This is a genomic window from Candidatus Flexifilum breve (genome assembly GCF_016713355.1).
In genome coordinates this window covers 42,867-55,024 of record NZ_JADJPI010000021.1, presented here as the reverse complement: position 1 = coordinate 55,024, position 12,158 = coordinate 42,867, and the positions used below count along the sequence as shown (strand labels likewise).

The following is a 12,158-nucleotide window of genomic DNA, read 5'->3' as shown; positions in this document are numbered from 1 at the left end:
GGGGAGGCCCCGCAAAACCCCCTTCTCCCCCCCCCCCCCTTTCCGGGGGGGGGGGGAGGGGGGGGGGGGGTCCATCTCTTTTTTTTAAACCGCAATAGCGCCCCCCCCCCGGGGCCGGGGCGTGTGCCGGAGCGCGATTTGTCGCGTCCGCCAAATCCAAAAACTGATCTCTAAATCGGCTTCACGGTATTCTCTGCATACACGCCTCTATGGAGATCGATTGGCCAGCTTACCGAATTGATCTCTAGTTCATTTTAATCTATTTCTCTGTGCCCTCTGTGTTCTCTGTGGTTCAATCTTTCCTAAGGAGTTAGCGGTATGCATGTGAACGTGGGGTTGGCGCAGATCTACCCGAAAATCGGGGACGTGCGCCATAATTTGGAGAAACATCTCGCCTACATTGAGCAGGCGGCGAGTCAGAACGTCGACCTGTTGGTGTTCCCGGAACTCTCGCTGACGGGGTATCAGGTGCAGGATCTCGTGCCGGAAGTGGCGATCCGTACCAAGCGCAGTGACTCGACGTTCGCGGCGCTGCTCGACGCGAGCCAGCGGCTCGACCTGATGGTCGGCTTTGTGCATGAGGACGAACGCCAGCGGTATTACACGGCGGCGGCGTATCTCTCCGGCGGGGAAGTGGTGCACATCCATCACAAAATCTACCTGCCGACCTACGGCATGTTTGACGAGGGGCGCTACTTCGATCAGGGTGAACACATCCGCGCGTTCAACACGCGCTTTGGTCGCGTCGGCATGCTGATCTGTGAGGATTTCTGGCACACGTCACCCGCGTATGTGCTGTGGCTGGATGGCGCGGACATGCTGCTGTTCCAGAGCGCCAGCCCGTCGCGCGGCCTTGACGCTGGCGATCGGCTGTCGGGCACGCGCTGGGTCGAACTGGTGAATCAGGCGTATGGCAGCATGTTCACCAACTACGTGATCCACTGCAACCGCGTCGGCTATGAGGACGGCAAGAACTTTTGGGGCGGTTCCTCGATTGTCGACCCGAACGGCGAATTTCTCGTCCACGGCGTGTACTTTGACGAAGCCCTGCTCACCCAGACCATCGACCTGAATCAACTGCACCGCACGCGCAGCCGCCTGCCCCTGCTGCGCGACGAACGGCCGTCGCTGGTGCAGCGCGAACTCGCCCGCATCCTGTCGGAGAACCCCTCATGAGCAGTATTGTCGAACGGTTGGCAATCAACACGGAGATCGCCCGCAAAATGCTGACCGGTTTCATCAAGGATGAGATCGCTAAATCGGGCATGAAGCGCGCAGTGCTCGGCCTATCTGGCGGCATCGATTCGGCGCTGTCAGCGTACCTGTCCGCCGAAGCGCTCGGCCCGGAGAACGTGCTGGCAGTCCGCATGCCCTACCGCACCTCGTCAGCGGACAGCCTGAGCGATGCCGATCTCGTGATTCAGGCGCTGGGCATTCAAAGCCTGACTGTGCCGATCACCGATATGGCGGAACCGCTGTTCGCGCAGTTCCCTGACATGAGCAATGGACGCAAGGGGAACATCATGGCGCGCCTGCGCATGACGGTGCTCTACGATCAATCGGTGGCCTTCGGCGGGTTGGTGATGGGCACGAGCAATAAGACCGAACTGCTGCTCGGCTATTCGACCATTTACGGCGACAGCGGCGTCGCGCTGCATCCCATCGGTGACCTGTACAAGACGCAGATTCGCCAGCTCGGGGCGGCGCTCAACCTGCCGGAATCGGTGCGCACGAAAGCGCCGTCGGCTGACCTGTGGGTCGGGCAGACCGACGAGGGCGAACTCGGCTTCACGTATGCGGATGTGGATCAGGTGTTGTATCTGATCGTGGACGAGCGGTATACGCTGGATGAAGTGGTCGCGGAAGGTTTCGCCCGCCCGTTCGTGGAAGGCGTATGGCGGCGCGTGAAGATCAATCACTACAAGCGCACCATGCCCAACATCGCCAAGCTGAGCCGCCGCACCATCGGCCACGACTTCCTGTATCTTCGGGATTATACTTGAGGCAAAGGTGGAGGAGGGGTAGATGAGCGATCAGGTGATGGACGATAAAGTTGACGAACTCGTCAATCAGGTCACCGAACTCCGATGGAGAGCAAATGAGGTGGTCGAGCGTCTTTTGGCGCGCATGAAATACGGCTAGCCAGGAGAAACCACGGAAGTCATTCTATGGGTTGCTGGCCGGGCGTTGATGTAAGCCAGGAAGACATTGCTGAAGTGCGTCGGGATATGATGAGAAATTTCCCACGAGAGGACTTCTAGATGTTTGTCGCCGTCGCCGATACCCACACGCTCCTCTGGTATCTATTTCAGAACCCTAAGCTCTCTCAACGGCTGCGAGAACGGTTTCGAAGCGGGCGCAAGCACTGAAGATCAGATCGCCATCTCATCGATTTCGCTGATCGAAATGGTGTATCTCATCGAAAAGGGACGTATTTCGTCCGAGAGTATGACCCGGACTGTCGCTGTCTTTGAAGATCCAACTGCGCTCTTTGTCGAAATTCCGGTTGAGCGGCAGATTGCCCGTGCCTTGGCTCGTGTTGATGTCACGCAAATCCCCGATATGCCGGATCGCATCGTCGCGGCGACGGCGGTACACCTCAATGTGCCGATCATCAGCCGCGACGGACGGATTCAGTTATCCACGCTGCGCACGATCTGGTAAATCCGCCAGCAGCATCTGGGCGGCGACTTTGCCCGAGAGCGTGACCATCGGCACGCCGCCGCCGGGATGGGTTGTGCCGCCCGCGAAGTATAGGCCGCGCACATCCCGCGCCCGGTTATGCGGACGCCGCAGCGCGCTGAACTTGTCATTCGACGATGCGCCGTAGAGCGCGCCCCGCCGCGCCCCCGTCAGCCCGGCGATGTCGACGGGGGTGAGCACTTTTTCCACGCGGATTTTCCCGCGCACATCATAGCCATACGCTGCCAGTCGTTCCAGCACGTGATCGCGATAGGCAGCGGCTTGCGTTGCCCAATCAAAGCGCGCATCGACAGCGGGGGCGTTCACCAGCACGAACCAGTTCTCGCAGCCCTCCGGCGCATGATCACGATCCGTTTTCGAGGTGATTGACACGTAGATCGTCGGATCATCCGGCGGGACACCGCGCGCGAAAATATCGTCGAATTCGCGGCGGTAATCACTCGAAAAGAAGATGTTGTGATGCGCGAGTTCCGGGTGTTCGCCGTCCACGCCGAGCAGCAGAATGAATCCCGAGCACGAGGGTTCGACGCTGGTCAATTGAGCGACTCGGCGCGGCTTGACCGCTGCCCGCGGCAGCAGCTTGTCGTACACCGTCGCCACATCGACATTGGCGATCACGGCGGAGGCGGCGATCTGCGACCCATCCGCCAGTGTGACGCCCGTCACCGCGCCGTCCCGCACATCGATCTGGCGCACCGCGCAGCGCGTGCGGATTTCCACGCCGAGTTCTTCCGCGCGCCGCTGGAACGCCCGCGCAATGGCGTAAATGCCGCCCTGCGGATACCACACGCCGCCGGACAGCTCCACATCGGCGATGACGTTGAGCGTAGCGGGAGCGAGATAGGGACTCGCGCCAACATAGGTGGCAAAGCGCCCGAGGAACTGGCGCAGCTTGTCTGACTTGACGAACGACTGGATCGCGCCGTGCATGGTGCGCAGCGGGTCGACGGCGGGCATGTCGCGCAGGGGCGTGCGCGCGACGCGCCACAGCGTCGGCGGGTCGTTGTAGATGAACACACCGCCCGTGATGTCGTGAATGCGCTTAGCATAGTCGAGATATTTCAGGTAGCCCGCCGCGTCGTCGGCATCCGCGAACTGGCGCAGAACCTCGGTCATCGCGGCGCGGTTCGCCAGCGCGTCGAAGCGCGTGCCGTCCGGGTAGAAGTAGCGCGTGAGCGGATCAACGGGGACGAGCGTCAGGTAGTCGGCGAGGCGTCCGGCGAACGTGTCGTCGAAGACATGGCGCATGGTGATGACCGATGGCCCCGTATCCCAGCGAAAACCCTCGGCGCGGATTTCGCTCATTTTGCCGCCGACCGCCGCGTTCGCTTCGAGCACGAGCACGCGTTGACCCGCCGACGCCAGCCGAATGGCCGCGCTCAGGCCGCCAATCCCCGCGCCGATGATGATGATAGGAAGGTTCGTCAGAGGCATAGATCACCTAGAAAACAGGACTGAGGACTGAGGTCAAAGGACTGAGCGATCATCGGTTGGGGGTGAGGGGTAATCCGTATCGTTTTCTTAAACTGCATCATTGCGTCCCTACGAGCAAAATGCTTGTTTTGTAGGGACGCCCAACCGGGCGTCCGCTGCTTCTAAACCGCCTTCACGCTCGTCCCGATCAATCTACCGCGGAGAGATGAGGTTAAGCTGAGTCCGGGGTGCGGAGAATCTTGGTCATGGCTTTGCCGCGCGCTAACTCATCGACCAGTTTGTCGAGGTAGCGAATCTCGCGCATGGTCGGTTCTGCGATGTCTTCCACGCGCACGCCGCAGACCACACCCTTGATCAGGCTCCGGGCGGGATTCATGTGCGGCGCATCCGCAAAGAAGGTTTCAAAGTCAGTCTGGTTGGCGATCTGCGCGTCGAGTTGTTCCTGAGTATAGCCCGTTAACCAGCACACAATTTCATCGACTTCCGCTTTGGTGCGCTGCTTCTTTTCCGCCTTGGCGACATAGAGAGGATAGACTCTGGCGAAACTCATCGTATAAATGCGATGTTTAGGCATGCTGCCTCCGTTACACTAGCAGTCGTACAAGTCACCACGACGAATACCGCCCGCTTAAGGCGTCTCCGTCGCCTCCGGCAGCACAAAGCGGACTGTATCGAGAATGGCTTGCAGTTCACCCTGCGCCGTATCCATCGCCGTGATCGGATCGGTGTACACGTAGAACAGGAAGTTCAGGTTGAACTGCTGCAAGCCCGCCAGCCAACCGCGCGTATCCGGTTGACCGGGACAGTCCACAGCAGCAAAGGAGGTGCCGACTGCGGCCAGCCCGCCAATCGAGTATTCGCGGCGCAAATCGGTGCCAATATTGCAGCGCTCTTCGACGACGGCGAGGCGCAGCAGGCGCGTGCCGTCGAGATACAGATCGGGTGCGACGGCCGTTTCCTGTGCGAACGGGTTGCCCGCTGGGAGCAGATTCGGGAACGCCCACAGCACGATGATCGAGCCCGTGCCGCCCGTCACTGGCCCCTGATAGAGGGCGAAGGGGATGTTGCGCACGGCGTCAATGTCCGTCAGCACGACCGTGCTGTACGCGCGGCCCCAACCCGCGGGCAGATCAAGCTCCAGCGGCGGCGGCGCACCCTCCTGCGCCAAAAGTGGTGCGAGCGTTGAGTCGATCACCGGGTCGATGGTGGGCGTGGACTGCGCGTCTTCCGTGCTCCCCGCCGAGGGCGTGGTCAGGAAGGTTTGATCAAACTGCTGCGCGGCCTGTGTGATGGTGAAGTTGAGGCTGGCCGCGTCGGTGAGCGAGGGCGCGCCGTTCACGGTGACATAGGGCGTGCTCGTGAAGTCGGGTTCGTTATCTGCCGCCTGCTGCGCATCGTCGAGGCGCAAATCGGCGCGGTCGCCGAGCAGGCAGGTGTTCCACGTGTTGACATCGATGCCGACCGCCGCGCCGCCTGTGAGCAAGCGATCTCCGGCAAACGGATCGGTCGGGAACTCGGTTTGCCAGCCGAACAGCAGATCATGGAACTGCCAGAAGGCGTTCTGATCGCCCGCGCACAATGCCGCGCGAGCTGCGCCGCGTCCGCCGGAGAGCGTGCCCGTGACCAGCGGCACGTAGATCAGCCGCGCTTCGCCCGTGCGCACGCGGTCGAGCAGCGCGGGGAAGCTGTCACGGTAGAACGTGCCGGAGGCGAGGTCGTCAAATGCGCCGTAGATCACCACATCGACGGTCGCGCTCGGAAAGCCGAGCTGCGGGAAACCCTGCACGGTCACGTCCTGTGGGAGTGCCGCATAGCGATCGGTGCCCGCGGCGGCAGGTGTCGGTGAGGCGGGCGGCGCGACGGTGCTCGTCGGGGGGGCGCTGGTCGGTGGCACGGCGTTACCGCCACACGCGGCGGTGATCAACATGAGAAGCGCGCCGATCAGCGCGCCAAAACGATGCAGAGCATGGGTCATGGAGTCAATTTTCCTGCGGACATCACACTTTACCCGTGAGGTAAGCGGATGTAGGGACGAGGCATGCCTCGTCCTGCCGTACGTGAACAGAGAGGACGAGATATATCTCGTCCCTACAAACGACGTCAGAAGAACGAATTACAGCTTTTCTTCGTCGAGGCGTCCATCTTTGACGTCGAAGATCAGTTCGCGCAGCTTGTCGGGATTCTGCAGGCTGGTGAACGATATTTCCGCCGAATCCGAGCCTGCCGACTGGATGACGATGTCACCGTAGCCGAGAATCGAGCCGAGCAGCGATTTGTTCACGTTGATATCGGTCACGCGTTCGAGGCTCATCGCCGTTTCGTTACCGGTCAATACGTTACCGCGCCGCTGGGTGAGGCGGCGGGTGGTGAGCGAAATCTGGTTCAAGCGCCAGTTGGTGAGCACATACAGGCCGAGCGTGACAATCGTCCGCCACCAGAACCCCCACGAGCGCGGACTGCGGCGGAAAACAGCAACGGGTTTTTCGGGCGACTGCATCTTGGACTCCTTTGCGAGAAAAGTTTACAGTTCACAGTTTACAGCCAAAAACCGATCCCCGTGAACTTCAGACCTTGGGCGCTAAATCGCTTCTTTCAACAGCTTGGAGAGTGAGTCGGGATCGTACGGTTTGAGCAGGAAACGGTTCGCGCCCGCGGCGAGCGATTCCGCTTCTTTGTCCATGCCCGACGCGATGATGATCAGGGAATTGGCGAAGGCGGGCAGGGTGCGGAGCTGCTGCACCAATTCGACGCCTTCCATGTCGTGCAGATGGAAGTCGACGATGAAGGCCTCCGGTTGGAACGAGGTGGCCTGACTAATCGCATCACCGCCGCGTGTGACCGTCTTCACTTCGAAATCGTCCAGCTCCAGCAGGGTTTTCAGCAGATTAGTCATCGTGCGATCATCATCGACGATGAGGATTTTCTTCCCCACGCTTGCGCTCCCATTGAGAATGGGTGCGGCGTTTGCGCGCCGCACCCAGCAGAATCCTTACTTTCAGTGTACCTTTTTCTTGGTACGTTGTCCAACGAGCGCGGCGCTCAACGCCTCGTCAATCCCTTCGACCAGCACGAACTTCAAGCGGTCGCGGACATCAGCGGGCAGGTCGTCGAGGTCTTTCTCATTCTTCTTGGGCAGGATGATCGTGTTCAGCCCGGCGCGATCCGCCGCCAGCACCTTATCCTTGATGCCGCCGACGGGCAGCACCTTGCCGCGCAGCGTGATTTCGCCGGTCATGGCGACGTTGCCGCGCACCGACTTCCCCGTGAGCAGCGAGGCCAGCGCGACCGTCATGGTCACGCCCGCCGAGGGGCCATCCTTGGGCGTCGCGCCTTCGGGCACGTGCAGGTGCAGGTCGTGCTTCTCGAAGAATTCCGGCGTCAGGTTGAACGATTCGGCTTTCGAGCGAATGTAGCTCAACGCGATGCGCGCGCTCTCCTGCATGACTTCGCCCAACTGCCCGGTGTACTGGAAGCCCTTGCTCCCCTGCATGTAGGCCGCTTCGACGTAGAGCACGTCGCCGCCATAGGGCGTCCACGCGAGCCCGGTCGCCACGCCGGGACGATCCGTGCGTTCTTCCGACTCCGTGCGGTAGCCATAGCGCGGTTTGCCGAGCAGCTCCGTGATCGCCTTGCCATCGATGATCACCTGCGCGGTCGCACCTTCTGCGATGCGCGTGACGATCTTGCGCATGGCGCGCCCGATCTCGCGTTCGAGCGTGCGCACGCCCGCTTCACGGGTGTAGTCGCGGATGATGCTTTGCAGCGCGTCCCGCGTGACCTGGACTTCTTCGGTACGCAGACCATTCTCGCGGATCTGGCGCGGCGTCAGGTACTGCTGCGCGATGGCGATCTTCTCCTGTTCGGTGTAGCCGCTCAGTTGAATGATCTCCATGCGGTCGCGCAGCGGGCCGGGGATCGGCTCCAGTTCGTTAGCTGTGGTGATGAAGATCACTTCGCTCAGGTCGAAGGCCACGTCGAGATAGTGATCGCGGAACTCGTTGTTCTGCTCCGGGTCGAGCACTTCGAGGAGCGCCGAGGCCGGATCGCCGCGGAAGTCGCGCCCGAGCTTGTCGACTTCGTCGAGCATGATGATCGGGTTGTGCGATTCCGCGCGGCGGATCGTCTGGATGATGCGTCCCGGCATCGCGCCGATGTAGGTGCGGCGGAAACCGCGAATTTCGGCTTCGTCGCGCACGCCGCCCAAGCTCATGCGGATGAACTTACGCCCCATCGCGCGGGCAATGCTCGAACCCAGCGAGGTTTTACCGACGCCGGGCGGGCCGACAAAGCACAGAATCGCGCCCGCCCGTTCGCGGCGGATGTGATCGGCTTCTTCGGCCTGATGCGCGGTCATGCCGCGTTCCAGGCGCAGTTTGCGCACCGCGAGATATTCGAGGATGCGCTCTTTGATGTCCTTCAGCCCGTAGTGATCTTCGTCCAGCACGGTACGCGCGTGTGGGATGTCGAGATTATCGTCGGTGCGCTTGTTCCACGGGATGCTCGTCAGCCAGTCGAGATACGTGCGGATGACGCCGTATTCCGCCGCCGCCGTGGGCAGCTTGGACAGGCGATCCACTTCGCGTTCGGCTTCCTTGCGCGCTTCTTCCGGCATGCCCGCTTCGGCGATCTTCTTGCGGAACTCCTCGACTTCGACGGTTTGCTCGTCGCCTTCGCCGAGTTCACGCTGAATCGCCTTGAGCTGTTCGCGCAGGTAGTATTCGCGCTGGACTTTCTCCATCTCGGTCTGCGCTTCGGTCTGGATTTTGCGCCCCAGTTCCAGCACTTCGATCTCTTTGCTCAGGAGCGTCATCAAACGGCGCAGCTTGGCTTCGGTGCTGTCGAGTTCGAGGATGCCCTGCGCTTCCGCGAGATCGATGCGGATGTAGGTGGAAATGGTGTAGGCCAACTGCAGCGGATCGTCGACGTTGAGCGCCGACGAGATCAGCTCGCCGGGGATGCTCGGCACGAGTTCCGCCAGCTTGGTGAACTGGTCGACGACGTTACGCGTCAGCGCCTCAACTTCCAGCGATTCTTCGACCGCTTCCGGAATGGCGTGGACTTTCGCCTTGAGATACGGCTCGGTCGACGTGAATTCGTCCACCGTGATGCGTCCCAAGCCTTGCACGAGCATGCGGATCGTGCCATCGGGCGCGCGGAACAGGCGGTGAATCGACGCCAGCGTGCCGGTGCGATAAATGTCATCCGGGCCGGGCGTTTCCAGCTCGGCATCCTTGGACGTGATCAGGCCGACCATGCGGTCGCCCGCGACCACTTCATCCACCAGCTTGATGCTGCGCGGCTGGCCGACGGTCAGCGGGATGATGGTCTCGGGATACACGACGACTCCGCGCAATGGCAGAATCGGCAGTTCCGCGGGAATTTTCAACTCGGCGTCGTCACTGTTCGAGCCCGTGCGAATCTCGACGTCGGTCAGCTCTTCTTCGGTGAAATCGTCGATGACGGGCGACTTCGGGTTGTCACTCATTAGTTTCCTCATCTTCTCCAACGACGCGAATCCGGTTTTCGGGCAGGCGCGGCAGTTCGATCTGCAAGAAGCCGTCCCGATAAGAGGCGGTTACGCCTTCGCTGCTCAAGTTCCACGCGAAGGTGAGTTCGACGCGGAAGTCTCCATAATTGATCTCAACCTGATGATAGGCGGCATTGTGCAGGGTGGGCCGTTCACGCGTGCCGGTGATCACCAACTGCGTGCCGTTCAGCGAGACGTTGAAGTCGCTGGCGCGCATGCCGGCAAGCTCGACGATCACCACGATCTTGTCACCAAATTCGATGACGTCAGTCGGGGGTTCGAATTGGCGGCGCGTGTTCAGGCGCACGGAATACCCTTGAATCATCCACTGACGGCCAGTCGCCGGGTCGCCGGGACGTTTTTTCTCTTCCATCGCGAAATACATAGACGCATGACCCCTTTCTGCTGTCCATAGTAGTGTAGCGGGATCAGCGTATAAGAAATATAAGATTGGCATGATGGGTTTAAGAGTGGGGATTAACCGACCTCACCCCTCCGCGTAAACCTGAGTTAGGGAATGTTATCGTGTAGGGGCAGACCGGTGTGTCTGCCCGTTCTCGGGCGCACACGTAGGTGCGCCCCTACTACCTAAACGTCACTTAGGGATAAGCCTTATTTGCGGATCCCCCTCACCCCCAACCCCTCTCCCACGCAAGCGGGGAGAGGGGCGACGAACAGCGTTCTTGCTGTGTCCCCTCCCTGAATTCGGGGAGGGCCGGGGGGTGGGGTCAGAAAAGCGTTATCCATGACTCACGTTACTTTAGAGAGGGGAGGCAGACAGCCATGGGATGATCGATGGCAGGGCCGCGCCGTTTTGGACGAGCACGAACGCGATGATCAGCAGCAGGATGAAGACGACCACGGCGATCAACTGGCGTACGCGGCGCGGCGACAGACCGTTGTACTGCGACCGAATGCGACCGACGATCTTCTTCATCTGCCCGTCGAGGGCCGCATCGCTGATGACGACCGGTTCGGCGGCGGCGATGGGCTGTAAGCTTGGCGGCAGGTCGGCGGGCAGCGTCGCGCCGTCGACCAGCACGGGGAGAATCAGCATGCCGGGCTGCTTGAGCGCCGCTTCGATCTGAATGCGGATCGGGTCTTTGGGGTTGGTGATGCCCTTCGGTTTGCCCGCGGGCGTTTCGCCCACCCCCGCCCAGTTGCGCCCAATGACGATCACCATCACATCACTGTGCGAGACGACATCATTCGCCAGCACCAAGCGCGAGACGGTGCGGTCGGAGATGCGGTCGACATCGCGCAGGATGCTGCTTTCGCCAAATGTCTTGACGAGCTGTTCATGGATGCGCCCGGCGATTTCGCCCGTGTCTTCGCGCCGGTAGCACATGAAGATGATCGGCTCTTTGGATTTCTGGCGCGTTTGCGCGCTGGGACGCGGCGGCAGCGTCACCGGGGGCATGCTGCCCGGCGTGACGGGCGCGGTGCGCGCAGGCGTCGGCGCGGTCGGTTCGGCGGCGACCGGCGCAGGTGTCGGCGGTGCAGATTCCTGCACGGGCGCAGCTTCGACGGTTGGTGTCCGGTCGGTTTTGGGCGCGGGCTTGAGGATCGCTTCGATCTCTGCGCCGATAGCGCGCGCGCTGGGGAGGCGGTCTTCGGGTTTCTTCGCCATCATTGACTTGAGCAGCTCTACAACCGCATCGGGAATATCACTGCGGTACTGGCGCGGATCGGGCACATCGTCGCCGAGGATGGCGGCAATCGTGCCGACCGCCGTGGTTTCCTCAAAGGGAGATGTCCGGTGAGCATCTGGTAGAGCATTACGCCGAACGCCCAGATATCGGTCTGCTCATTGTACTTGCCGCCCTCGCAGATTTCCGGGCTGAGGTAGGCGACCGTGCCGAGCACGGTGCCGATCTGCGTGAGCATGGTGCCGGGCGCATCGCCAATCCGGGCGACACCGAAATCGGTCAGCTTGGGCATGCCGTCGTCGGCGAGCAGCACATTAGCGGGCTTGAGGTCGCGGTGAATGATGTTCAGGCGGTGCGTGCGCGTGAGCGCGTCGGAGAGATCGAGCGCGAGCTGGAGCGCACGTTCGATGGGGAGCTGCGGCGTCGTCTTGAGCAGCGCATCGAGCGAGCCGCCGCCAACATATTCCATGATGATGTAGTGGCGGTCGCCTTCGTTGAGCGTGTCCAGCACGCGCACGATGTTCGGGTGATTCAGCTTGGCGAGGGCGGCAGCTTCGCGGCGGAAACGTTCGAGCAGGGTCGGGTCTTCCTGCACGATTTGCGGCTTGAGCGCTTTGATCGCGACAGGCTGCCCCGTGGTCTGATCAAGTGCCTTGTAGACATCGCCCATGCCGCCTCTGTCCAGCAAGTCGGTGATCTGGTAACGGTTTGCAATCACGCGCGCTTCGCTCATGCCACCCTCGAATCATGTCAGATAAGTCACCTGATTGTAACATGAACGGTGGAATTGGATGATTGTCACACGGCAGTTGGGCGGCTCCCCTACGCCCACGAACGCGGCGTTA

The 12,158-nt window shown here is 61.3% G+C and carries 12 protein-coding genes; 3 read left to right on the top strand and 9 right to left on the bottom strand.

The features are described from left to right. The first annotated feature begins 318 nt into the window (after positions 1-318). The 3 genes from IPK17_RS18700 (at position 319) to IPK17_RS18690 (ending at position 2,664) form a co-directional block, all read left to right on the top strand. Positions 319-1,176, top strand: coding sequence for a nitrilase-related carbon-nitrogen hydrolase (locus tag IPK17_RS18700; RefSeq protein ID WP_343419210.1), 858 nt, complete (start codon positions 319-321; stop codon positions 1,174-1,176). Continuing rightward, positions 1,173-2,003, top strand: coding sequence for an NAD+ synthase (locus IPK17_RS18695; RefSeq protein WP_343419209.1), 831 nt, complete (start codon positions 1,173-1,175; stop codon positions 2,001-2,003). Before IPK17_RS18700 ends, IPK17_RS18695 begins: the two co-directional genes overlap by 4 nt. A 262-nt stretch (positions 2,004-2,265) precedes the next feature. Continuing rightward, positions 2,266-2,664, top strand: coding sequence for a type II toxin-antitoxin system VapC family toxin (locus IPK17_RS18690; protein WP_343419208.1), 399 nt, complete (start codon positions 2,266-2,268; stop codon positions 2,662-2,664). Here the strand turns inward: IPK17_RS18690 and IPK17_RS18685 are convergent. The 9 genes from IPK17_RS18685 to IPK17_RS18645 all read right to left on the bottom strand — a co-directional run bounded on the left by IPK17_RS18685 (position 2,638) and on the right by IPK17_RS18645 (position 12,046). Then, a complete protein-coding gene (locus IPK17_RS18685) occupies positions 2,638-4,137 on the bottom strand; it encodes a phytoene desaturase family protein (protein ID WP_343419207.1) in 1,500 nt (499 codons plus the stop codon). The two genes, IPK17_RS18690 and IPK17_RS18685, sit on opposite strands and share 27 nt — an antisense overlap. A gap of 211 nt (positions 4,138-4,348) precedes the next feature. Next, entirely contained in the window at positions 4,349-4,711 is a 363-nt protein-coding gene (locus tag IPK17_RS18680) for a DUF2200 domain-containing protein (protein ID WP_343419206.1), read from the bottom strand. Positions 4,712-4,765: 54 nt separating this feature from the next. Continuing rightward, complete coding sequence (locus IPK17_RS18675) at positions 4,766-6,112, bottom strand: DsbA family protein (RefSeq protein ID WP_343419205.1); 1,347 nt, start codon at positions 6,110-6,112, stop codon at positions 4,766-4,768. Between the two features lie 138 nt (positions 6,113-6,250). Further along, entirely contained in the window at positions 6,251-6,634 is a 384-nt protein-coding gene (locus tag IPK17_RS18670) for a PH domain-containing protein (RefSeq protein WP_343419204.1), read from the bottom strand. Between the two features lie 81 nt (positions 6,635-6,715). Continuing rightward, positions 6,716-7,069, bottom strand: coding sequence for a response regulator (locus IPK17_RS18665; RefSeq protein WP_343419203.1), 354 nt, complete (start codon positions 7,067-7,069; stop codon positions 6,716-6,718). Positions 7,070-7,132: 63 nt separating this feature from the next. Then, complete coding sequence (gene lon, locus IPK17_RS18660; protein ID WP_343419202.1) at positions 7,133-9,622, bottom strand: endopeptidase La; 2,490 nt, start codon at positions 9,620-9,622, stop codon at positions 7,133-7,135. Next, a complete protein-coding gene (locus tag IPK17_RS18655) occupies positions 9,615-10,049 on the bottom strand; it encodes an Hsp20/alpha crystallin family protein (RefSeq protein ID WP_343419201.1) in 435 nt (144 codons plus the stop codon). The genes lon and IPK17_RS18655 overlap by 8 nt, the downstream gene beginning before the upstream one ends. Positions 10,050-10,424: 375 nt before the next feature. Continuing rightward, positions 10,425-11,360, bottom strand: coding sequence for a serine/threonine-protein kinase (locus IPK17_RS18650; RefSeq protein ID WP_343419200.1), 936 nt, complete (start codon positions 11,358-11,360; stop codon positions 10,425-10,427). Then, positions 11,312-12,046, bottom strand: coding sequence for a serine/threonine-protein kinase (locus tag IPK17_RS18645; RefSeq protein ID WP_343419199.1), 735 nt, complete (start codon positions 12,044-12,046; stop codon positions 11,312-11,314). The genes IPK17_RS18650 and IPK17_RS18645 overlap by 49 nt, the downstream gene beginning before the upstream one ends. Positions 12,047-12,158: the final 112 nt, after the last annotated feature.